Origin of the sequence: Catenovulum adriaticum, from assembly GCF_026725475.1 — a bacterium.
GTDB lineage: Bacteria > Pseudomonadota > Gammaproteobacteria > Enterobacterales > Alteromonadaceae > Catenovulum > Catenovulum adriaticum.
Window position 1 is genome coordinate 3,042,754 of sequence record NZ_CP109965.1, and the last position, 23,841, is coordinate 3,066,594.

Annotated in this window: 23 protein-coding genes; 12 read left to right on the top strand and 11 right to left on the bottom strand. The window is 38.4% G+C overall.

What is annotated here, in order from left to right:
- Positions 1 to 80: 80 nt before the first annotated feature.
- The 5 genes from OLW01_RS13395 (at position 81) to OLW01_RS13415 (ending at position 6,906) form a co-directional block, all read left to right on the top strand.
- Complete coding sequence (locus tag OLW01_RS13395) at positions 81 to 1,103, top strand: helix-turn-helix domain-containing protein (RefSeq protein ID WP_268074419.1); 1,023 nt, start codon at positions 81 to 83, stop codon at positions 1,101 to 1,103.
- A gap of 80 nt (positions 1,104 to 1,183) precedes the next feature.
- Entirely contained in the window at positions 1,184 to 1,738 is a 555-nt protein-coding gene (locus OLW01_RS13400) for a lipocalin family protein (protein ID WP_268074420.1), read from the top strand.
- A gap of 125 nt (positions 1,739 to 1,863) precedes the next feature.
- Positions 1,864 to 5,571, top strand: a complete 3,708-nt coding sequence (locus tag OLW01_RS13405) for an SbcC/MukB-like Walker B domain-containing protein (protein ID WP_268074422.1) — start codon at positions 1,864 to 1,866, stop codon at positions 5,569 to 5,571.
- 165 nt (positions 5,572 to 5,736) lie between these two features.
- Entirely contained in the window at positions 5,737 to 6,384 is a 648-nt protein-coding gene (locus OLW01_RS13410) for a ceramidase domain-containing protein (protein ID WP_268074423.1), read from the top strand.
- A gap of 174 nt (positions 6,385 to 6,558) precedes the next feature.
- Positions 6,559 to 6,906, top strand: a complete 348-nt coding sequence (locus tag OLW01_RS13415) for a DUF488 domain-containing protein (RefSeq protein WP_268074424.1) — start codon at positions 6,559 to 6,561, stop codon at positions 6,904 to 6,906.
- An 11-nt stretch (positions 6,907 to 6,917) separates the two neighbouring features.
- On the opposite strand, the gene OLW01_RS13420 is transcribed toward OLW01_RS13415, so the two are convergent.
- The 10 genes from OLW01_RS13420 to gmk form a co-directional block, all read right to left on the bottom strand.
- Positions 6,918 to 7,541 (bottom strand): ATPase, encoded by a 624-nt coding sequence (locus OLW01_RS13420; protein ID WP_268074425.1) that lies wholly within the window; start codon positions 7,539 to 7,541, stop codon positions 6,918 to 6,920.
- On the bottom strand, positions 7,529 to 7,783 hold the full coding sequence (locus OLW01_RS13425; protein ID WP_268074427.1) for a hypothetical protein: 255 nt from the start codon (positions 7,781 to 7,783) through the stop codon (positions 7,529 to 7,531). The genes OLW01_RS13420 and OLW01_RS13425 overlap by 13 nt, the downstream gene beginning before the upstream one ends.
- Positions 7,784 to 7,879: 96 nt before the next feature.
- A complete protein-coding gene (locus OLW01_RS13430) occupies positions 7,880 to 8,098 on the bottom strand; it encodes a DUF6500 family protein (protein ID WP_268074428.1) in 219 nt (72 codons plus the stop codon).
- Between the two features lie 28 nt (positions 8,099 to 8,126).
- Complete coding sequence (locus OLW01_RS13435) at positions 8,127 to 9,404, bottom strand: O-acetylhomoserine aminocarboxypropyltransferase/cysteine synthase family protein (RefSeq protein ID WP_268074429.1); 1,278 nt, start codon at positions 9,402 to 9,404, stop codon at positions 8,127 to 8,129.
- A gap of 12 nt (positions 9,405 to 9,416) precedes the next feature.
- The gene (locus OLW01_RS13440) at positions 9,417 to 10,697 is read right to left on the bottom strand and encodes an O-acetylhomoserine aminocarboxypropyltransferase/cysteine synthase family protein (protein ID WP_268074430.1); all 1,281 of its coding nucleotides are present in this window, start codon (positions 10,695 to 10,697) and stop codon (positions 9,417 to 9,419) included.
- A 50-nt stretch (positions 10,698 to 10,747) separates the two neighbouring features.
- Positions 10,748 to 11,440 carry a tRNA (guanosine(18)-2'-O)-methyltransferase TrmH gene (gene trmH / locus OLW01_RS13445; RefSeq protein ID WP_268074431.1) on the bottom strand — a complete coding sequence of 231 codons (693 nt, stop codon included), beginning with the start codon at positions 11,438 to 11,440 and terminating at the stop codon, positions 10,748 to 10,750.
- 101 nt (positions 11,441 to 11,541) lie between these two features.
- The gene (locus OLW01_RS13450; RefSeq protein ID WP_268074432.1) at positions 11,542 to 11,934 is read right to left on the bottom strand and encodes a RidA family protein; all 393 of its coding nucleotides are present in this window, start codon (positions 11,932 to 11,934) and stop codon (positions 11,542 to 11,544) included.
- Between the two features lie 23 nt (positions 11,935 to 11,957).
- A complete protein-coding gene (spoT, locus tag OLW01_RS13455; RefSeq protein ID WP_268074433.1) occupies positions 11,958 to 14,069 on the bottom strand; it encodes a bifunctional GTP diphosphokinase/guanosine-3',5'-bis pyrophosphate 3'-pyrophosphohydrolase in 2,112 nt (703 codons plus the stop codon).
- Positions 14,070 to 14,328: 259 nt separating this feature from the next.
- The gene (gene rpoZ, locus OLW01_RS13460; protein WP_268074434.1) at positions 14,329 to 14,607 is read right to left on the bottom strand and encodes a DNA-directed RNA polymerase subunit omega; all 279 of its coding nucleotides are present in this window, start codon (positions 14,605 to 14,607) and stop codon (positions 14,329 to 14,331) included.
- 57 nt (positions 14,608 to 14,664) lie between these two features.
- Positions 14,665 to 15,291 (bottom strand): guanylate kinase, encoded by a 627-nt coding sequence (gene gmk / locus OLW01_RS13465; protein WP_268074435.1) that lies wholly within the window; start codon positions 15,289 to 15,291, stop codon positions 14,665 to 14,667.
- A 209-nt stretch (positions 15,292 to 15,500) separates the two neighbouring features.
- Here gmk and OLW01_RS13470 point away from each other — a divergent pair, with 209 nt between their 5' ends.
- The 3 genes from OLW01_RS13470 to OLW01_RS13480 all read left to right on the top strand — a co-directional run bounded on the left by OLW01_RS13470 (position 15,501) and on the right by OLW01_RS13480 (position 17,325).
- Entirely contained in the window at positions 15,501 to 15,869 is a 369-nt protein-coding gene (locus OLW01_RS13470; RefSeq protein ID WP_268074436.1) for a DUF2750 domain-containing protein, read from the top strand.
- Entirely contained in the window at positions 15,870 to 16,763 is an 894-nt protein-coding gene (locus OLW01_RS13475; protein ID WP_268074437.1) for a DUF72 domain-containing protein, read from the top strand.
- Positions 16,764 to 16,890: 127 nt separating this feature from the next.
- Positions 16,891 to 17,325, top strand: a complete 435-nt coding sequence (locus OLW01_RS13480; protein ID WP_268074438.1) for a tetratricopeptide repeat protein — start codon at positions 16,891 to 16,893, stop codon at positions 17,323 to 17,325.
- A gap of 37 nt (positions 17,326 to 17,362) precedes the next feature.
- Here the strand turns inward: OLW01_RS13480 and OLW01_RS13485 are convergent, their stop codons facing one another.
- Positions 17,363 to 18,256 carry a class I SAM-dependent methyltransferase gene (locus tag OLW01_RS13485; RefSeq protein ID WP_268074439.1) on the bottom strand — a complete coding sequence of 298 codons (894 nt, stop codon included), beginning with the start codon at positions 18,254 to 18,256 and terminating at the stop codon, positions 17,363 to 17,365.
- 87 nt (positions 18,257 to 18,343) lie between these two features.
- Between OLW01_RS13485 and OLW01_RS13490 the strand changes: the two genes are divergently transcribed.
- The 4 genes from OLW01_RS13490 to OLW01_RS13505 all read left to right on the top strand — a co-directional run bounded on the left by OLW01_RS13490 (position 18,344) and on the right by OLW01_RS13505 (position 23,761).
- Positions 18,344 to 18,808, top strand: coding sequence for a CreA family protein (locus tag OLW01_RS13490; protein ID WP_268074440.1), 465 nt, complete (start codon positions 18,344 to 18,346; stop codon positions 18,806 to 18,808).
- A 223-nt stretch (positions 18,809 to 19,031) separates the two neighbouring features.
- Positions 19,032 to 20,657 carry a YegS/Rv2252/BmrU family lipid kinase gene (locus tag OLW01_RS13495; RefSeq protein WP_268074441.1) on the top strand — a complete coding sequence of 542 codons (1,626 nt, stop codon included), beginning with the start codon at positions 19,032 to 19,034 and terminating at the stop codon, positions 20,655 to 20,657.
- A gap of 48 nt (positions 20,658 to 20,705) precedes the next feature.
- On the top strand, positions 20,706 to 21,848 hold the full coding sequence (locus OLW01_RS13500; RefSeq protein WP_268074442.1) for a porin: 1,143 nt from the start codon (positions 20,706 to 20,708) through the stop codon (positions 21,846 to 21,848).
- A gap of 386 nt (positions 21,849 to 22,234) precedes the next feature.
- A complete protein-coding gene (locus tag OLW01_RS13505; protein ID WP_268074443.1) occupies positions 22,235 to 23,761 on the top strand; it encodes a carbon-nitrogen hydrolase family protein in 1,527 nt (508 codons plus the stop codon).
- Positions 23,762 to 23,841 lie beyond the last annotated feature (80 nt).

Genomic DNA, 23,841 nt, shown 5'->3' on the forward strand with positions numbered 1-23,841 from the left:
ATAAAGATAGAAAAAACTTGCACAATTACCTAAATGGTAAATATTATAAAATTTCCAGATTCGAATTTACTGAGCCAACTATGTCTAAACCCACTTACACATTGGATAAATTACGCTTTGAAATAGATAATTGTTTACCACAATTGTCTGCAGTAAAAGATCAAAAAATAACGCTAAATGCACTAACAAATGGCAATTATCCGGGAAAAGTAATTCCAAAAGGAGAGTTATTGGGTATAGGCAGCATGGGTTTTATGCATGTTGTAGAGGAGCAAGATTGGGGAATTGAGCCTCATAGAAATGAAGGCATCGAAATATGTTTTCAAGAAAACGGCACAAATACACTTATCGTAGATGGTAATAATTACTTAACCCCATCAAAAACACTAACCATTACTCGGCCTTGGCAGTTACACCAGGTCGGCTCTCCTAATTTACACCCCGGACGCCTGCATTGGATTATTTTAGACGTAGGCGTTAGACAACCAAACCAAAGCTGGCGATGGCCAGAGTGGTGCATTTTAACCAATTCTGATAAACAAGAATTAGAGCGCCTATTACGTGGCAATGAACACCCAGCATGGCAAGCTAATAACGAAATATTACACATTTTTAAACGACTGCAAACCTATGTTGTAGCTGAGCCAATTGAGCATTATTTATCGCATATACAAATCAATTTAAACCAGCTATTACTGACCTTACTAGAACTCCTACGCACTCAAAACATAGTCACTGAATCACGCTTAACTACACGCGCCAGAACCGTTGAAATATTCCTAAATGAACTACAACAAAATACAGAGCTTGCAGCATTTGATTGGACATTAGAGCGCATGGCAAAACATTGCGATATGAAACGCTCAGCTTTTAGTAACTATTGCCAGCAATTAACCAATACAAGCCCCCTAAATTACCTAAATAGATGTCGGTTGCAGCACGCTTGTGATTTACTTTTAAAAAGACCTAAATTATCTATAACTGATTTAGCTTTTGATCTAGGCTTTACCAACAGCCAATATTTTACCCGTTGCTTTAAAAAACAATTTGGACAACCCCCGTTAAAGTGGCAAAAGAATAATCTTAAACATCACCTTAATTAACATACAAATTCAGTTAGCATTAATCCATTCTGGTGCGATTTGGGTATACACTTTAACTATTTAATAAAAGGAAACTAAATATGCTCATTAAATTGTTTCGTCCCTTTATATTGCTAATTTTAAGTTTAGGGTTACTTAGCTGCACAGGTCTGCCGGATAAAATTAAACCCGTTGATTCTTTTGAACTTGATGCGTATCTGGGTAAATGGCATGAAGTTGCCAGACTGCCTCACAGTTTTGAGGAAGATATGAATCAAGTCACCGCAGAGTATCAACTAAATCAGGATGGCAGTGTAAAAGTAATAAACCGCGGCTTTAACTTATGCGAACAAAAATGGGACAAAGCAGAAGGCAACGCAAATTTTGTGGATGAAAAATCTAAAGGTTATCTTAAAGTTTCTTTTTTTGGACCATTTTATGGCTCTTACGTGGTATTTGAGTTAGGCCCTAAACTTAATGGTCAATACCAATATTCTTTTGTCTCTGGCCCTAATACAGACTATTTATGGTTACTGTCTCGAACCAAAGATGTTTCAGCTCAAACCAAACAGGCGTTTATAAAAAAAGCTAAGCAAGCTGATTTTAATACCAACAAAGTCATTTGGGTCAATGAGCTTAATCAATGTGAGCAATAAGTTTGCACCAATAAGCTCAATTAATAAACCCAATTAATAAAACCGGTTGTCGGTTCGCATCCTTGAATGATTTTAGTATGATATAAAGTTATTGGCCCACCATACTAATTACGAATCAAGGCTTTATGAAAATCCTCAGTTTAACCCTTAAAAACCTCAATTCACTTAAAGGCCATTGGCATGTGGATTTTCAACAAGAGCCTTTTGCCAGCAATGGCTTATTTGTTATTACCGGGGCGACAGGTGCAGGTAAAAGCACATTGTTAGATGCCATTTGTTTAGCTTTGTATCATCAAACACCGCGGCTTCAAGTATCGGCCAGCAATAACGAAATTATGACCCGCCATACGCCCGAGTGTATGGCCGAGGTTGAGTTTTCAGTTAAAGGTGTCGGCTATCGCGCGACTTGGCAGCAAAGACGGGCCAGAAATTCAGCCGAGGGAAATTTACAACCTGCCAAAGCAACTTTAGCATTAATCAGCGATGGTAAAATTATTGCCGATAAACTCAGTGAGGTCAGACAAAAAATTGAGCAAATTTCAGGTTTAGATTTTGCTCGATTTACAAAATCTATGTTGCTATCTCAGGGTAAATTTGCTGAATTTTTAAATGCCAGTGGTAAAGACAGGGCTGAATTGCTAGAAGAGCTAACGGGCACAGAAATTTACAGCCAAATATCCCGCCAAGTTTATCTCAATTACAAAGACAGTAAAACGCATCTAGAAAAATTAGAGCTACAAGCTCAAAGTGTCGAGCTACTTAGCGAAACCGAAAAAGCTCAACTGCAAAGTGAACAAACTGAACTGGCACAAAGCAAGCTTAGCCTAAAACAAAATTTAGATAAGCACATTCAATTAAAGCAGCTCATTGAACAGCTTGAAACCGCTGAAAAAAACCTTAACTTAGCAAATACTGAGCTTGCCCACACACAACAAAGCTTGCAAAACTTTAAGCCTAAGCAAACAACATTAGAACAGGCGATGCCCGCCAACAAGCTTAAGCCAATTTATCAGGCTCAACAAAAGTTAGAGCAGCAAGCCCAGCAAAATAAAAATCAGCAAACCGAACTGAACAAGCAGTTATCCCAGCTTGAGACGCGACAACAAAGCCAAATCGCTCAGCTAACCACTAAACAAACAGAGTTAACCACACGAAAAACACAACAAGCTGAGCAAAATCAATTAATTGACGAAAAAATAGAACCGCTGGATAATCAAATTAACCGTATCAATACTCAACTTGAGCCGCTTAATCAGCAGTTAATTCAACTTTCACCAGAGTTAGCTCGTCATCAAACCGAAAAAACGCAATTACAAAACGCATTAAATCATAATCAACAACAGCAAAAAGAATTGCAGGTTTGGCTTAATAAACATTCGAATTTAGCGGGGTTAAGCCTAGATAAGCTAGAATATTGGCAAACGCAAAATACGCAAATCAAGCAGTTAACTGACAATGAACAAGTGCTAGCTGAAAAGCTAAACCAGCTTCACCACCATAAAACAGATACAGATAAAACTTTAATTCAGCTTGAAAACCAAATTCGTCAAATTAATCAGCAAATAGACGATAAAAACAGACAAATCGCCAATGTACAGCAACAGCTTTCCGAAACCTTGTCAGGTCAAACCCTGAACGAATTTAAACAAAAATTAGACGCGTTAAGTCAAACACAAACCAGCAGGCAAACCCTGTTATATCAACTTAATCAATGGCAAATCTTAACGGATAAACAGCTTAAAACTAAACAAAGCATTACACATTGGCAGCAACAAGTTGATCAGCAAACTCCAATCGTTAAATCACTGAGATCGCAATATAAATCAATTAAACAGCAAGTTAGTGATTTGACCCAACTCCTTAAACAGCAAGCAGTTATTGCTTCTTTAGCTGAGCACAGAAACGCATTACAAGCAAAACAAGCCTGCCCTTTGTGTGGTTCAACTGAGCATCCCTTCGTTGAGGAATATCAGTCAATTAATGAAAACGAGACACAACACAGGTTAGACCAATTAAAACAAGACCTTGAGCGAGTTGAACAACAAGGCCAAAGTGGTTCACAACAACTCACAACCTTTGAACAACAACTAAAATTTAATCAAGAGCAGCAAGCAGAGCTTAATCAGCAGCTTAAACAAATTGAGCTGCTTTGCATGGAATTATCTACTTGCTTAAAACTGGATCATTTCACCAATGGCTTTAATACAGACAATATCCAACCGTTAATGACTCAACTCAGCGACGACGACCAACAGCAAGCCGAGCTTGCAAAAATACTAAAACAAGCAGAATTAGATGAACAAAATTTAACTCAGCAGCAAAACCAACTCACGGATTTACAAAATAAATTAGCTCAGTGCCAACTTAATGAGCAACATCATCAAGAGAATAAACAGTCTCAAACGCAACAACAAACTGAGTTAAATCATCAAACGTTAGAGTTAGCAGAGCAAAAGCAACAAATAAAGCTTTCACTTACCGATGAATTTTCACAATATCAATTAGATAGCACACAATTAAACTCATCTGCTCATGAGCACAATTTATCGGATTATTTAACCGAGCTAAATCAAATTATGACTCGCTTCGAACAAAACCAAACGAAGCTATCAGACATTAATCACCAACAAGAAAAACAAACCCAAGCGCTAACTTACCTACAACAAACACAAACTAAGCTAACTCAACAAATTGAGCAAATAAAACAGCAAATCGATGAATTAAAGCAACAACTAAAAAACCTATCAAAACAGAGAGTTGAGTTATTTGGGGAGCAATCCATTAAGTCAGCTAAAGCACAAATGCAGCAGCAAGTTGAGCAGTTAGAGCAAAGCTATCGTCAGGCTGAAAAAAATACACAACAAACAGAATCTGACAAACAAAGCATTTCAAGCCAACTCAATTTATTAACCGAGCAAAATCACCATTTGCAAAGCGAGTTAACTCAAGCAAAATTGGATTGGCAAAATGCATTAGCCCAAAGCCAATTTACGAGCATTGAGCAGTGGCAAAATGCCTGTTTAACCGACGATGAAATTAGCCAATTACAGGCTGAATTTGAGCGGCTTAAACAAAACCAACTAGCAGCCAAAAGCCAACTAAATAACCATCAAGTTCAGTTTGAACAACTTACTAGCAAACTAACTCAGCTAGATACGGCTTCAGCACAAAGTGTTGAACAACTAACCCAAAAAGTGGCAGAGCTAGATGATCAACTTAACCAGACTCAATTAAATTTAGGCGAAATTCAACAAAAGTTAAGCAGTGACCAAGCTCGCCAAAACAAACAGCAAGACTTAATCAAAATGCTGACAAACTACCAAAAACAGCATCAAGATTGGGCACAGCTCAATGATTTAATTGGTTCTGCGGAGGGCGATAAATTTAGAAAATACGCTCAAGGTTTAACATTAGAGCAGCTCGTTTATTTGGCTAATAATCAACTTAACCGCTTGCATAGCCGCTACCAGTTACAACGAAAAACCAATGAAAATTTAGAGCTAGAAGTAATAGATACTTGGCAAGCCGATACCATTCGTGACACAAAAACCTTATCGGGTGGTGAGAGCTTTTTAGTAAGCTTAGCGCTTGCGCTCGGTTTATCTGATTTAGTCAGCCATAAAACCAGTATAGACTCACTCTTTTTAGATGAAGGCTTTGGCACGCTTGATGCCGATACCCTAGACACAGCTTTAAATGCACTCGATATGTTAAACGCTAGCGGCAAAATGATTGGGGTGATCAGCCACATAGACGCATTAAAAGAGCGTATTCCTGTACAGATAAAAGTCATAAAAGGTAACGGTTTAGGCGTGAGTCGACTGGAATTTTAAGCATGATTGCTAGATGAGTTTTTACCCAAACCAGCATATGCACACATGTGTTATATGAAAAATAATAAATAAAATTATACTAAAATATGTTTTTAGTTCTTAACTTTTAATTTTAATTTTTACTTTAAAGAAGGGCTAATCAGCCTATAACAACACGAGATATAAATGGATTATTACTGCGAACGAATTGATTTAAGCTTTTGGTCAGAACCCGTTAATGCTTTAACGAATTTAGGCTTTATTTTAGCTGGCCTTTTGGCATTTTATTTAATGTCTCAATCATCAAATAAAACACCCGCCCCTGTGCATTTAAAATTGCTTGCCAGTTTTATGGTCATCATTGGTGTAGGAAGCTTTTTATTTCACACCTTGGCTAATTATTGGTCGATGATGGCAGATATTATTCCTATTTATATTTTTCAGGTTATCTTTTTATGGTCTTATCTAAGGTATGCGCTTAAATTTACGCCGCTTCAAACTGTCATTGGCTTTGTGATTTTTATTGTATCTGTAGTTGCAACCAAAGTGATCCCATTTGATATAAACGGCTCTGAAATGTATCTGCCCAGCATTATTATTTTAATTGTCTTTAGTATTTTGGCTAAAGTCCGAAACGCTAAATTAGACTTGGCACTATTACTCGCCAGCTTATGTTTTTGCATATCGCTAACAATGCGCACCATAGACCAAAATATTTGCGAGCAATTTCCATTAGGCACGCACTTTGGCTGGCATTTATTTAATTCTGTGGTGCTGTTTTTACTTTGGTTTAGCTTGTACCAAGTGCAAACAAAGCAATCGTCGAAGACTTAACTAACACGCGATCTAGCTCACAAAAAAGGAAAACCGACTTTCCATAATCGATCAGTTGCACTAGCTTTATAATTTTAGGTGTCGCCCTAAACAACTTAAACTCTGGATAAAAAATTCAATATGTTAACTTCTTACCCAGCGTTTTAGTTAAATATCATAAAATTAGGAGGAAAAATGCAAATTAAAATTCACCGTATTTATGATGAAAACATGCCGCAAGGCTATCATGCTTTAATTGACCGAATATGGCCTCGCGGTATATCTAAAGAAGAAGCTCAACTCAACGCACACTGGAAAGCGTTAGCCCCGAGTAATGAACTGAGAAAATGGTTTGATCACGATCCCGATAAATGGAGCGATTTTAGAAAAAAATACTTATCTGAATTAAGTGAATGTAAGCCAGTAGCCAAAGAATGCCTTGATGCTGTTAATACCAAAAATTTAATTTTGCTTTACGGTGCAAAAGATAAACAACATACGCACGCTCATGTCTTAAAAGAGTATTTAGAAAAGTTAGGTTGAAAATAAAGCGATTAACGTAATATTCGCCTTTTATTTTTATCCCATTTAATGAGTAAATTATCACGAAACCAAACAGGTTTAACTTCGTTATATTCTTTTTCTTTAACGTCTAGCATGCCTTTAGGTGTTATTTCTGCTATGGGGACTAATAAATCTGTATTATCAAAAAAATAGGCTCTATGGCAATGCTTTGCCATATCGTAGAGTTGGGCTAAGCTACGCTTGTAACGGCTTTTGATTTTGTCAATTGGAACTGGATGGCCGCCTAGTTTAACTCTTTCATCTACTCGATCAATATTGATTTCTGGATCTGCAATACATACATAATAAAGATACGTTTTAAAGCCCAAAAGGTTAGCTTGTTTAATATAATCTAAATGGCTAACGTGACTCATAACAGATTCATAACTATGAGATTCTTTTTTATCTAACCAAGACTGCCGATATCGGGTTGCTAATTTTTGGGCAAGTAAAGAACGCTTAATTGGATCGGACTCAATATCATGCAAGTTTATTTCAATTTCGTCAGGATTAACATAATAGCCTAGAGGAACATCGTATCGATTCCTCAGTTCATTCGTTAAGGTCGTTTTACCTGAACCATTTGGACCAGCAATTAACCTTAACCTTGGCACAATTCATCTTCTAAAGAGGGAAAATCGTCAAAATCGTCCATAATTTTAACAACTTGGGTCGAACCATCAGCATTTTTTTTCATTATTCGACCCTCTTTGGCGAATGTATAACCCACGCCATTTTCAATTGCTTTAGCTCTGGCAGAGCGAGCAGCATGACGACCAACAATAGCTAATGTAGCAAAATCAGTTAGAGGCTCTTTACGCTTGGTAATAGTTACTCTTTTTATTGGTTGAGCCATGTCATTTCTCCTGTTCAATGAATATTCATTCTACTATTAGCGGTTAAGGTAGGCAAGCTAGATCCATTTGAAGACATTTTATAATTTAAGCAGAACTCACTCTCCCTCAATAACCATAGCTTTAATTTTGGCCGCTTTTTCAAAATGGTCGAGTTGATGTGTTTGAATCCACCACGTGGCAGCTTCCATTAATAATTCTGGATCATCGTTTTTATTGGCGAAAAAAGCATAAAAGGAGACACCCACAGAGTCTCCTTTTGCTGCTATTTTTTTATCACAAACTTGGATGATTTTTGCTTTTAATTCAGCTCTCACTTCATCTCTTTTACGATCAGGTAAAGGGTTATACAATCACGCTATCTAATGCTTGGCTTACATCGGCAATAATATCGTCAATATGTTCAATACCAACAGAAATCCTGACGAGTTCTTGGCTCACACCCGCACTTTTTAACTGCTCAGGTGTTAGTTGGCGATGCGTAGTCGACGCCGGATGGCAAGCTAACGATTTAGCGTCGCCAATGTTCACTAATCTTAATATCATTTGCAGCGCATCAATAAATTGCGCACCGGCGGGGGCTCCGCCTTTAATACCAAAACTTAAAATACCAGATGCTTTTCCACCTGATATTTTCTGACAATTTTGATAATAAGGGCTATCCGGCAAGGCTGCATAATTAACCCAATTTACTTTATTATGTTTTAATAAAAATGCGGCCAGCTTTTGGGCATTTTGACAGTGGCGCTCAACTCTAAGCCCTAAAGTTTCTAACCCTTGTAAGATTTGAAACGCATTCATAGGCGCAATTGCAGCGCCAGTAATTCTAAGCGAAACAACCCGACAACGAGTAATATAAGCCAGCTCGCCTAAGGCTTGGGCAAAATTTAAATTATGATACGCAGGTTCGGGCTCATTAAGCACTCTGAAACGCTTTTTATCTGCCGCCCAATCAAATTTACCAGAATCGACAATAACCCCACCAACAGAGGTGCCATGCCCGCCAATATATTTAGTTAAAGAGTGCACCACAATATCAGCACCCAACTCAATTGGTTTACATAAATAAGGGGTTGCCACCGTGTTATCAACAATCAGCGGTATGCCATGGTGATGCGCAATGTCCGCCAATTTAGCAACATCAACCACATTACCTGCTGGGTTTCCTATCGATTCACAAAAAATCGCTTTCGTTCTGTCGTTAATTGCAGCATCAAACCCTGCAAAATCGTCAGCGCTCACCATTTTCACATTAACCCCCATTCGAGGTAATACGTGTGAAAATAAAGTGTAACTACCGCCATATAACTGGCTAGTACTCACAATGTTATCACCAGATTCAGTTAACGATTGAATAGCATAAGTGATGGCTGTCATTCCAGATGCCAAAGCCAGGCCGGCGATTCCGCCTTCCATTTCAGCAACACGCTTTTCCAGCACGTCAGCGGTTGGGTTCATAATTCGGGTATAAATATTACCCTTAACTTTCATGTTATTTAAGTCGGCTCCGTGCTGTGTATTATCAAACGTGTAAGATGTGGTTTGATAAATAGGCACAGCAGCAGCCTTAGTTGTCGCTTCGGCTTCGTATCCGTGATGCAAAGCGATCGATTCTAACTTCATTAATTACTCTTATTAACTAACAGTCACAGCATCTAGCGCTTGGCTTACATCGGCAATAATGTCATCGATATTTTCAATACCGACTGAAATACGAACCAATTCAGTGCTAACGCCAGCACTTTTTAATTCATCTTCATTAAGTTGTCTATGGGTAGTGGATGCTGGATGGCAAGCCAACGATTTAGCATCACCAATATTGACCAAACGTAAAATCATTTGCAACGCATCAATAAATTGAGTGCCCGCTTCAGCGCCGCCTTTAATACCAAAACTTAAAATACCAGAAGCTTTTCCGCCTGATATTTTTTGGCAAGCAGCATGATATGGACTGTCAGCAAGCGCTGCATAATTAACCCAGTTTACTTTATCGTGGTTAGATAAATACTGCGCTAATTTTTCTGCATTTTCACAGTGACGCTCCATGCGCAAACCAAGTGTTTCTAAGCCTTGTAAAATTTGAAAAGCATTCATTGGCGAAATTGCAGCACCTGTATTTCTAAGAGGTACAACCCGACACCGGCCGATATACGCAGCCGCGCCTAAAGCTTCGGTATATACTACACCGTGATATGAAGGATCAGGTTCGTTTAATACTTTAAACCTTTCTTTATTTGCAACCCAATCGAACTTGCCTGAATCTATAATAATACCGCCGACAGAAGTGCCATGACCGCCAATATATTTAGTCAAAGAATGCACCACAATATCTGCACCTAATTCAATTGGTCGACATAAAAACGGAGTTGCAACTGTATTATCAACAATCAGTGGTACGCCATGTTTATGCGCTATTTCAGCCAGTTTTTTAATATCAACCACATTACCAGCGGGGTTACCGATAGATTCACAAAATACCGCTCTGGTATTTTCATCTATTGCGGCATCAAAAGCATCGATATCATCTGCCGAAACCATACGAACATCAACGCCTTGGCGTGGTAAAGTATGCGCAAATAAATTGTAAGTGCCGCCATACAATTGAGAAGTACTAACAATATTAGTGCCCACTTCAGTAATACATTGAATGGCGTAGGTAATAGCAGCCATCCCAGATGCCAGCGCCAAACCTGCAATCCCACCTTCCATTGCTGTAACTCTTTGTTCAAGCACATCTGTAGTTGGATTCATAATGCGAGTATAAATATTGCCCGGTACTTTTAAATCGAACAGATCAGCACCATGCTGAGTATTATCAAAAGTGTACGAGGTGGTTTGATAAATCGGAACAGCTGCTGCTTTGGTTGTCGCTTCAGATTCATAACCGTGGTGTAGTGCTAAAGATTCTAATTTCATTTTTTCCTCTGTAGTGCTGCTTTTACTATAGTCAGAACCCATTAATCAAACTACCAACTTGATTTATGGGTTTGTAATTTTTGCCACCAATCATCGCTGGCTTCAATTTCACCTTGCTCATTTATAAATGGGTAAGATAGTTGTTTTTGACGACATATCTCAGCAAAAACTGGATGCCCTCGCTCAAATAAAATACGCTGCTCTTCTGATTTAGGCAAGCGCGATTGGCCATACATATTTGCCGCTTCTCGTTGCTGCATGGCTTCGTATAGAATTAATCCGTTGGCAACCGACACATTAAGCGATTCAGCCATGCCAAGCATAGGAATAATAATATGCTGGTCGGCAAGCTCTAGTGCCGCATCTGAAATACCGTATTTTTCTTGCCCATAAATGATCGCGGTTGGCCGAGTATAATCAATTTTTCGATAATCAACTGAGCGCTCAGATAAACTAGTGGCTAAAACTTGCATGCCTTGTTGCTTAAATTGACTAACGGCGGTTTCAATATTGTCGTGAACATTCATTTTTACCCAATTTTGACTACCTCGGGCTGTGCCTGAACGCACCCGTGAATCTTTTCCAGCTAAAATGGCATGCACTTCATGAATACCAATTGAGTCTGCAGTTCGGACTATGGCAGATAAATTATGGGTTTTATGTACCTCTTCTAAACAAACAGTTAAATCGGGTTGTCTGTTTTTCAGCATATCCTGAATGCGTTTTAATCTATCTGGAGTCATTGTGGTTAATTTTTTTATTTAGCACAAAAAGAGCAGCCTAAGCTGCTCTTTAGTTAATATTTTAAAACCGTTTGAAACATATCTATTAAACCGATTTTAGGTTAATTAATACCCGGAATATCTAATATGCCGTCAATTTCAATTTGTGCGCCTTTGGGTAATTGGCTAATCCCAATCGCAGCACGAGCTGGATAAGGCTGAGTAAAGTATTGCGCCATCACTTCATTTACCTGGGCAAAGTTATCTAAATCAGTTAAATAAATGTTCACTTTTGCTAAGTCATTTAAAGTGCCGCCTGCTGCTTCACAAACTGCTTGTAAGTTTTTAAATACTTGATGAGCTTCATCTACAAAACCACTAGTGATCATTTCCATACTTTCAGGAATTAACGGAATTTGGCCTGATAAATAAACGGTTCCACCCACTTTTACGGCTTGGCTGTATGTACCAATCGCAGCGGGTGCTTTTTTAGTTGAAATTACTTGTTTAGACATTTTGAATCCTTAATTTTTTAAGATTAGCTTCTGTATCGAATAATTCGCTGAACTTCGTCAATATGGCGAACTTTCTTCATTATTTGAGCTAAATGTACTCGGTCATGTACGGTTAAGATTAAATCTACCGTGTATAAATAACTGTCTTTTTCTTCTGAGTATAAACTTTGAATATTAGAGCCTAGCTGTGAAATAGCGCCGGTTACTCGTGCCAGAGCCCCGTGGACGTTGTGCAGCTCAATTCTAAGCGCACATGAAAACTCTTCTTCTGGCGAGTTATCCCAACTGACAGAAAAATATTTTGAAGGCTCCACGTGGTGATCTCTAACATTGTGGCAATTTTCAATATGTACCACTATGCCTTTACCCGGGCTCACATGCGCAATAATGTCATCGCCCGGAATAGGTCGGCAGCACTTACCAAAAGAAACCAACATACCTTCAGCCCCTTTTATTGAGACTGTTTTTTCTGAATAGTGATCTAATGCTGTGTCTTCGTTTTCTTGCTGTAGCAATTTACGGGCAATCACAATGCTCATTAAATTGCCTAAACCAATTTCAGCTAACAACTGGTGTACGGTTTGAAGCTTAGTCTCACTCAACACTTCTGCAATTTTGTCGTCTGATATTTCATTAATATCAAGTCCGCCTAGTGCGACCTTTAATAACCGACGACCTAAATCAACCGACTCTTCACCTTTTAGTTTTTTAAGGTAATTACGAATACTTAGCCGAGCTCTTGGCGTAATCACAAAGTTGAGCCAAGTGACATTTGGTCGTGCTCGTTTTGAAGTCACTATATGAACAGTTTGCCCGTTCACTAATGGTTGATTTAATGGCAGTGGCTTTTTGTCCACTGTTGCACCAACACATCTAAAACCAACATCTGTATGAAGCGCAAATGCAAAATCAACAGGCGTTGCACCTTTAGGTAGCTCTATAATTTTACCTTTTGGCGTAAATACATAAATTTCGTCAGGGAATAAATCTGACTTAACATTTTCGATAAATTCAAACGAGTTTCCAGCACTTTGCTGAAGATCAAGCAAACTATTCATCCAGCGCTGCGCTCGAACTTGAGCGGTCGTGCCGCCTGCATCTGAACCGCCCTTATATAACCAATGAGCTGCAACCCCACGGTCAGCTGTTAATTCCATATCATTGGTTCTAATTTGAATTTCCAGCGGAATACCATGCGGGCCAATCAAAGATGAATGCAATGATTGATAGCCGTTCATTCTGGGAATAGCAATGTAATCTTTAAACCTGTGATCGATTGGTTTGTACAAGTTATGCATCACCCCTAGCGTTCGGTAGCAGGTATCTGTGTTATCAACCACAATTCTAAATGCATAAATATCCATTACATCGTTAAACATTAGCTCTTTGTTTTTCATCTTTTTGTAGATGCTATACAAATGTTTTTCGCGACCTTTTACAATGCAATCAATATTGGTTTCTAAAATGCGCTGGCGGATCTCGTTACCAATTTTTTCAATAATGTCTTTTCGGTGACCACGCGCTTGTTTAACCGCCGCGCCCAACGCACGATAACGCATGGGATACATGGCTTTAAAGCCTAAATTTTCAAGCTCGTTTTTAATATCATGAATACCAAGCCGGTGTGCAATTGGAGCATAAATTTCAAGGGTTTCAGTGGCTATGCGGCGTCGTTTATCTGGTCTTAACGAATCAAGTGTTCGCATATTATGAGTGCGATCGGCTAACTTTATCAGGATAACTCGAATATCCTGAACCATGGCCATAACCATTTTACGAAAGTTTTCAGCTTGAGCTTCTTTTTTGCTATCAAAATTCATTTTGTCTAGCTTGCTCACGCCTTCGACTAAATCGGCAATAACAGAACCAAATACTTCGGCTAAATCATCTTTAGTAGTTGAGGTATCTTCTATAACATCATGCAACAGTGCAGCGCATAAGGTTTCATGATCCAAATGCATGTGCGCTAAAATTTTAGCAACAGCAACCGGATGAGTAATGTAAGGTTCACCGCTACTTCTAAATTGGCCTTCATGAGCATCATGCGCGACTGTGTAAGCATGCTCAATTTGTGCGCACTGCTCGGGCGATAAATAAGATTTTGCTAACTCACCTAGATCTCGAAAAAGTTCCACTAAACATGATTCCGCTTGATTTAAAACACAATAAAGTTATCTATTTTCAGATAATTTGAGAAAGATCATCCTAATATAATTGCGTAGTACAAATCAATTAACAAATAATCCTTTAAAAAATGATAAAACCACATGTTCTAGCCTTAGCGCAAACAAGGCATTTTAACAAGTTAGGAATAAATGCATGAATTGCAAAAACAATAAAACCGCACAAAAGATAACTTAAGTGCGGTTTTATTAAGCAATTAGGAGCTGTAGATTACTCGTCGTGATTTTGCGAAAACGCAGCAACAGCAGCAATTTCAGCGGCTTCTTGCTCTTGAGTTTCGCGACGTTCCTGCGCATCCATAATTTCTGCACTGATTAAATCAGCTTCAATTTCACGTAATGCGATAACGGTTGGTTTGTCGTTATCAACTTCAACTAAAGGTTCTTTACCTTCTGAGGCAATTTGACGAGCACGACGTGATGCAACCAAAATTAAATCAAAGCGGTTACCAACTTTGTCTACTGCATCTTCTACGGTTACGCGAGCCATATTTACTCCGCTAAATGTTCTGTTATTTAAAATTAGGCCTGACAGTTTACTTTATGATCAGCCTTTCGCCAAGAGATCATCAAACAATGCTTGATATTTTTTTGCTTGTTTAGCTTGAGAACACCGATTAGCGATTAAAATAGCGGTTAATTCACTCAATGCCAGTTCAAATTCATCATTGACAATAATATAATCAAACTCAGTGTAATGCGAAATTTCACTGTGAGCTTCAGCCATCCGCTTATTAATGACCTCTTCACTGTCTTGACGACGGTTTAATAAACGCGTTAACAATGCCGCTTGTGACGGTGGCGCAATAAAAATACTTTTTGCATCTGGCTTTAATTGTTTAACTTGGCGAGCGCCTTGCCAATCAATATCTAAAAATACATCATAACCTTGCTCAAGCGTTTGCTCTATTGCAGCTTTTGAAGTGCCATAATAATTATCGAATACTTTTGCCCATTCAAAAAAATCATCTTGCTCAATCATATCTTCAAATTTAGCATGATCGACAAAATGATAATGCTCACCGTCTATTTCACCAGGGCGCGGCGAACGTGTAGTATGCGAAACTGAAACTGCAGCTTTAGCCACCGCTTGTTTTAAATAAGCTTTAATTAAACTGGATTTACCTGCACCACTAGGTGCCGAAATCACATATAAAGTACCGCTGGCTGACATATAAACTCGCAATTTTTAAATTAGAAAATAATTAATTAAGCTATTTTAACTAAAATTGAGCAAAATACGAAATAGCAAAACCTGTTTCTCTGTTGTTGATTCATAAATGGCGTGATAAGTCGTTTAATCGAGACCAACTAAACTACACATAAGCACAAAATATGACTACAATAGAGACCGTTCAAATTACTTGATTAAATAGGATTATAATGAAAGATAACCAGCAAGCATCAACGGAATTTGCCGAATCGATTCGCGACAATCAACAAATGTGGGCACTGACCGCGGGCAACGACGAAGATTGGGTTGTTGTAGACTCACAATTTAATCCAGAAGATGAAGTTTTTTTAGTTTGGAGCAGCCAAGAAGCAGCCCAAGCGGCTTGTACCGATGAATGGGATATTTATACTCCAAGCGCCATTCCGGTACAAGAATACCTAGATTTTTGGGTAGAAGAACTTGGAGCTGAAGGTGTATTATTGGGCCTTAACTGGCAAGATGAGCAAGAAAACACTGAAATCAAAATGATTGATTTAGCAAAAGCGCTACTTGACACGGGTGTTTATAAAGATCAATAAATGTCTGCACACAAAGCACAAATCCAATTAGGGTGTCCACAGTGGAGTCACCCTGATTGGCAGCACAACTTTTTTAGCGACAAACGCGCCGCCAAGCAGCATTTAGCTGAATACGCCCAGTACTATACCAGCGTTGAGGGCAATACCACGTTTTATGCGTTGCCGTCGGTTCAAACCGTCTCTCAATGGTCAGCGCAAGTTAATCAACATTTTAAGTTCTGTTTTAAATTACCTCAACTGATCACCCACAAGCAAGGTTTAGCAGCCAGCCAAACGCAAATAGAAGACTTTTTTGCATTATTTTCTCCCATGCTGGATAAACAACAAATAGCGGCTTTTCAAGTACAACTACCACCATATTTTTCTGCTAACCGATTAGCTGAGCTAGCCGATTTTTTAAGCCAATATAGTCATAAAGTACCACTAGCAGTTGAAGTGAGACACCCTGACTTTTTTAATAAAGGTGATTCAGAAAAAGCACTCAACCAATTGCTCATTCAATATAATGTCGATCGTGTAATGATGGATACTCGACCCGTTCACAGTGAATTACCGCACAGCAAAGCCATTATTGATGCACAAAACAAAAAACCTAAAGTCCCTGTACATTTATTATCAACTGGCGAACAACCTATAGTGAGATACGTTGGGCAAACTAATTTAATGGCCAATCAGCCTTTTATTCAACCTTGGTTAAAACATTTTGAAAGCTGGCTAAACCAAGGAAAAAGGCCTTATTTGTTTATACATACAGCTGATAACGCTCAAGTTCATGAGTTGAGTCGACTTTGGTTAAAACTCCTCACAGAGCAACTTGGCTATACGCCTTACCGTAATCAAGATTGGCCAATTGAATTAGCCAAACAACACAGTAAACAAACAAATTTATTTTAGTATTACCGATCAGAGTGAGTAGCGCGTTTACAAATTCAAGTAAATACATTAAAAATTTAGCTTTAACTGACTCTGGCTGAAAAAAAGATTAAAATAGCAATTTACCAATTAATTTAAGTGTAGAGATATGTCTGAATCGATAAACATCAAATTAGAAGAAGAATTAGAAAAAGCCTTTCAGTTAATCGAATCTGGGCATCAAACTGAAGGTGACAAGCTAATTCAGCAAATAGCAGAAGCTCACCCTGAGCATTATTTAAGCTTGTACGGACTAGGACTCATTGCCGCTTTTATGGGCGACCATGAAAAAGCGAAACAGTATTTTGAGCAATCAATTACGATTGAACCTGAATATGCCTTGTCCCATTACAATTTAGGCTTTTGTTTTCAAAAATTAAATCAAAGTGATTTAATGATTAAGCATTTTTATCTTGCAACTCAAGTTGCGACTGATGAAGAAATGGCACTGTTAACTCACGTTGAAGCCGCTTTAGATGAATTTCACCAAAATTTACCAGACGATATGAGCATTCAGCAATTTGTTGCAGACGTTAAAGATTAAGATTAAAAAGCTAACCTTAAGATTTAATGCAAAACCTTTAAGGCTTTGCATTAAATCGATAAACCTGTATTTTTAAACCTTTGCCAGGGATAGCGTCTCTAAATACCTCTGGCGCGTTAATTGTTTGGATAAATTCACATTGTGGACAATGCTCTGCAACTGTTTCAGCCAAAAATCTATCGTCTAAATCCGGTGAATTTAAACACAAAACTACCTCTGCTTGATCAGCCGCGTATTCAGGTAAACGCCGAATAATTTTTTTATAATCACGTTCAATATTAACACTCCCTTTTTGGAATGCAGGCGGATCACAAATAATTAAATCATATGGGCCATGCTTTTTAACTCGACCAAATGATTTAAATAAATCGACTGACTCAAATTGCACTATGCTAGGGTCTTGACCATTTAATAAATGATTTTCTCGGCCACGCCTTAGCGCTGCTTTGCTCATATCCAAGTTTAAAATTTTACGAGCACCACCCGCATGAGCCGCTACCGAAAAAGCACAAGTGTAAGCAAATAAATTAAGCACACTTTTATTTTGACTCCGCGCTCGAACCCAATCTCGGCCCAACGCCATATCTAAAAATAAGCCATGATTTTGTGAGCGCCCAAGCGTTGCATTAAATTGCAGTCCATTTTCTTCAAGGGTTAAATCTTCAACTAAATCGCCGTGTAACACAGAAACAGGAGCTTGTGGCAAATACCTTTGTTGCAATTGTATTGATTTAACCAAGCTATCAGCGCGACTAAAATATTTAACCACTTGCGCAAGTAATTGTTCATCTATTGGTTTATAAGCAGTGATTAAAATAACTGGCGAAAACCAATCAATACATATGTGTTCAAATCCGGGATAGGCATGACCTCGGCCATGAAATAATCGCTTAGCCTGATTTGAATCGGGTAAATTTAAATGCTCTAACATAAATCAACTTCAATTTTGTCTAATCTCTGATATTTTAACTGATATAGCATGATAATATTGATTAAATTTCTAATTAAGGACATTAACATGACAGTACGTTGGAAAATACTTTGTTCAGCTTGTTTGATCACCGCGTTAACCGCCTGTAGTGACAATGAAGTGGGCGATGTATCACTTGGTTTATTTACCACTAAAGACATTAAAATTGATACTTTAACCGATCCTATTGTCACCGGCGTAACTTGTCATATCGCCTCAATTGAAGCTAATTTAAGTTTAGCGGATCCTAGTGATAGCTCTATTTCGTGTCGCCAGACAGGCCCTATTACCTCAGCTATGCTTGAGCAAATAGATAAAGGAAAATCAGGCGAAATTGTATTTAAAAAATCAAAAAGTATTTTTTTTAAATCAATGAAAATACGCAGAATATTTGACCCAAAAAATCAAACATTAATGTATGTGTCGTATTCAACTAAAGAAACATCCGGCAGCTTTAAACACAGCTTGTCGACTGTGCCATTGTGGAAAACACAAGCATACAAAGCGAACTAATCAGCTTAGAGCGCGCAATTATCTTTTATCGCGATATCCCATTTATTACTGTATTTCAAATTGAGATACAGTAAACATAAACTCATCTAATTAAACGCTTAATTTGCGCATTCTCTCTTTTTCCTTTAGCTTACTAGGGGCTGTTAACGTCTTTAGTTCAACAGCCTATAAATTTAACACCCTTATTAAAACGCAAAACAACAAATGACAGGAGTTAATTGTTATGTTTCATCCTCAGTTTTATTTGGTTGTAACAGGTATTTTTCTATTTTTAACGATTTTAAGCCAAAATATTTATTTTCAATTATTTTTTATTTGGTGCGCAGCTTCTTTTTTAGCCGTGAGCATTGCCTACTTACTTAATAACCCTAATATTTTTCGAAAACGTCAATCGGGCTCAATTCCTTTTTATATCCGCTGGCTATTTATACCGTTTTTATTGGCGACTCAGCTTTATAATGCGTTTGCTCGAAAAAACGATCCTGTGCCTGCGCTACAAAAAATAGATGACAATTTATTTTTAGCTCGCCGTTTATTTCCTTCAGATGTCGAAGATTTAAATGAGCATAAAATCACTGCAGTATTAGATGTGACTGCGGAATTTAATGCATTAGACATTAGCTTGCTAGGTGAAAATATCGATTATTTAAACCTACCAATATTGGATCACTCAACCCCCAGTTTAGCGCAAGTAACCCGAGCATTACATTGGCTGCAGACGCACCAAAAAGCTGACAACGCAGTGGTTATTCATTGCGCTTTAGGCAGAGGCCGATCAGTATTTATGATGGCTGCTTATATATTAAGCCAGAACCCTCAAATGACGGTGACTCAGGCGCTTGAGAAAATACAAAAGATTAGACAAACCGCCCGCCTAAATAAAAGACAATTTACGCGCCTAACTCGCTATCACAAAAGCAAACAACTTATTATTAAAAACGCAGCTTGGCTCATCGCCAACCCAGTTGCTGGTGGCAGAAAGTGGGAAAAAAACGAAGATTATATTATTAAACAATTATCTCATTATTTTAAATTGACGATAAAAACCACGTCAGAAACGGTTAGTGGAACCGAACTCGCCCAGCAAGCGATTGACGAGGGCGTGCAAACTATTATCGCCTGTGGTGGAGATGGCACTGTCACTCAAGTTGCTACAGCGCTAATTGATACAGATGCCATTTTAGGCATTATTCCCTTAGGCACAACGAATGCGATGAGCCACGTACTTTGGGGAATAAGTTCAAAAATTATTCCAATTGAGTCTGCCTGTTTAAACATTATTGAAGGTTTTAGTGAAAAAATAGATACCGCTCAATGTAATGGCGAATTAATGCTATTGCTTGCCGGTGTTGGATTTGAACAAAAAATGGTAGAACAAGCGAGCCGAGAAGAAAAAAATGCGCACGGTCAGTTTGCTTATTTACAAGGCTTATGGCGTGCAATTGGGCAAAATCAAGCTTTTAAATTAAAACTAAAGCTTGATGATAATGAACCACAAGAAATTAATATTAATAGTATAACAATTGCCAACGCAGCACCTATTACCACAGTGTTAGCGCAAGGCAGAGGTATTCCAAATATCCGAGATGGTAAATTAGACATTACTTGGATACCGCATACAGCATCATCAAGTGAACCAATTTTTAATTTGTTTGAGCTTGCGCTCTCGGGTTTAACAGATACCAGCTTTAACGATAATATTCAGCATGCGCACGCTAAAAGCGTGGAACTAACCGCTGACGAAAATATTAAATATGTTATTGATGGTGAAGAGCGTGAAACTGAAGCGCTTAGTGTAAAAATAAATCCTAATTCACTGAATGTATTAATGCCAGAGGTACAAAAATAGCCAAAGTGTCTATACTTACAAAACGAAAACTAACCAGTGAGAGATAGAATGAAAAATACTCAAGGATACACAGGCATTTCGTGTGGTCGTTTGCTCAAACTATCTGCATGTTCGGGCGCACTGTTATTAATGACGTCAAACCAACTAATGGCCTCACCCAGTTTATCAGGTGGGCTTTGGTTTAATTACCGATATGTAAATGATGGTGGCGATGCCAGTGTTGAACGCGACCAAGACACTATGGGTGATATTGCTGATGAAGCACTTATTTTTTATGTTGACGATGTGGCAGAAAACCGCCCTTGGTCATTGTCGGCTGAATTACGGGTAGGCCCTGGCTCATTTACCGATCCGAGCAGTAACTCAAGTGGAGATAACGTGGCCTTACACAAGGCTTGGATTAATTACAAAATTGATGAGCAAAATCAGCTCTATTTAGGTAAAAGTCAAGTACCATTTGGCTGGAAAACAGTAAATTTCTGGCCAGGTGACATGCTCCAAGGTGGCTATGGCGACCAAATGGATGTTGGGATAAAATATAAAGCAAGCCGCCAAAACCTAACTTACAATTTAGCTTATTATCATGCCGACGATTGGGGCGAATCCAGCACAGACTCGCTCGATGACAATGGGCATTGGGGCAGCGCATCGGGCTACCGAAAAATCCAAACTTTGGTTGCCGATGCCAGTTATCAATTAAATTCAAATCATAAGTTAGGTGCGTCTTTCCAAACCGGTAAGTTACAAGATTTAAGCGAACCTAATTTAGCCAGTGACCAAAACCCAGCTCCAGTTGATGGCAAACACAATGCACTAGCACTTTATTACATTGCTACCTTTAATCCACTATATGTAAAAACGCAGTGGATAAAAGTAAACCGAGAGCTACCCGACAATTACCGTTTAGTAAATAATTTAGCAACTGACATTGAAAATGATCGCGCCGCAATAGAAATAGGCTACAAACACAACAATTGGTTTGCTTACATTAATGCTAACTGGGCAAAAACAAATACCAATGGCAATAGCGCAGATAGCGTAACCGCATTTGCCCCTGGTGTAAGTTATAATTATGGTCCGGGATGGTTTTATTTAGAGTATTTAACCCAAAACGGTTATATAGATGCCAATGGTGACGTAGGCGAAGGTGACTTTTCCGCTTTTTATGCATCGGTTGATTATTATTTTTAGCTTGTCTATTTAAGCAAATGCTCCTGTTTAAATTTAACACTAGCAACAAAAGCATTTGTTTAGGGCTTAAATTTTAAAGTCGCCAACATCACCAACAACAGGGTTTCCTATTTAAAAATAACTTGCGCTGCTAGTTTGCATATCACTTTAAATACTCGCAGCACTTAAATATTAGCGGTCAGTAATGGCCATCAAATCAAAAGATTTCGATGGCCTGCCCCTCCTCTAACATACCAATTTTTCGACTACAATGAGTATCAAAAACGATAATAAAAAATTTAGCCCTCTTCTTACCAATTTAGATCGAAAACAATAATTGACTAAAGCATATTAGCGAATTAACTTAGCCTCTACTTCTCCCGCTATTTCGACGAACAGGATGCGACATGAGCCTTCAAGATCTCCATTTAAGTTTAATCAATTTAGAACCACAACATTATGGGCAAGTAAAAACCTTAATGGATCGTGTTTATAACGATATTGGTGGTGCTTGGCCTGAAAAAACCATCACTCAATTAATTGAGGACTTTCCGGAAGGTCAACTTGGCCTAATGGATGAAGATAAACTCGTTGGTATTGCCTTATCTGTATTAGTTGACTACGACCGATTTAGTAACCCGCATACTTATGATGATTTAATTGGCCCACAAAGCGAAATATTAAATAACGCTAAAGGCGATGCGGTTTATGGGCTTGATATGCTGATTCATCCAGATTATCGAGGTTTTCGTTTAGGCCGTCGGCTGTACGATGCACGCAAAGAGTTATGCCGCCAGTATAATCTAAAAGCGATATTAGCTGGCGGTCGCATAACGGCTTACCACAAATACAGTGACGAGCTAAAACCATCTGAATACATCAATGCAGTTAGCCGTAAAGAAGTGTATGACCCAATTTTAACCTTTCAATTATCAAATGATTTTCAGGTTAAAAGATTACTGCGCAAATATTTACCCGAAGACGAAAAATCAGAAGGCTATGCTACCTTACTTGAGTGGAATAACATCATGTACGAACCAGAAGCTTCGGTGGTCGATACGCGTGCCACTCAAGCAAGGTTAGGTGTTGTTCAGTGGCAAATGCGGGAAGTCAGCAGCTTTGAAGATCTCATTCAACAAGTTGAATATTTTGTTGATGCTTTATCTGAATATCAAAGTGATTTTGCCCTGTTTCCAGAGTTTTTTAACGCGCCACTAATGGGGCTATCACCAGATAAAAATCGCACCGAAGCAATTCGCTTTTTAGCTGGGTTTACCAATGAATTTTGCACACAAATGTCACGCATGGCGGTCAGTTACAATATAAATATTATTACAGGCTCTATGCCTTTGGTTGAAAACGAACATTTATATAATGTGAGTTATCTATGCCGCAGAGATGGCACAGTAGAAGAGCAACGAAAACTGCATATTACCCCTCACGAAAAATGGGCTTGGGTAATTGAAGGCGGTGACAAATTACAAGTATTTGATACGGACGCTGGCAAAATTGGTATATTAATTTGTTACGATGTCGAGTTTCCTGAATTAGGCCGTTTAATGGGCGAGCAAGGATTAGAAATTTTATTTGTGCCATTTTGGGTAGATACCAAAAATGCTTATTTAAGAGTTCGCCATTGCGCTCAAGCCAGAGCAATTGAAAACGAATGTTATGTTGCTATAGCTGGTAGCGTGGGCAATTTACCTAGTGTCGATAGTTTAGATGTGCAATATGCGCGCTCAGCTGTTTTTACCCCTTCTGATTTTGCGTTTCCACATGATGCCGTTTTAACAGAAAGCACCCCGAATACCGAAATGCTGATGTTTGCCGATGTCGATTTAGCCGCACTCAAAAAACTGCGCGCTGAAGGGGCTGTCACTAACTTTTTAGATAAAAGAAATGACCTTTATAAAACACAGTGGATCAAAAAATAGTCCATTTAGTTAAACGTTTATAAACTAAAAAGGTGGCTATAAAGCCACCTTTAAACTCAATCAAATGCCTTAACGACATG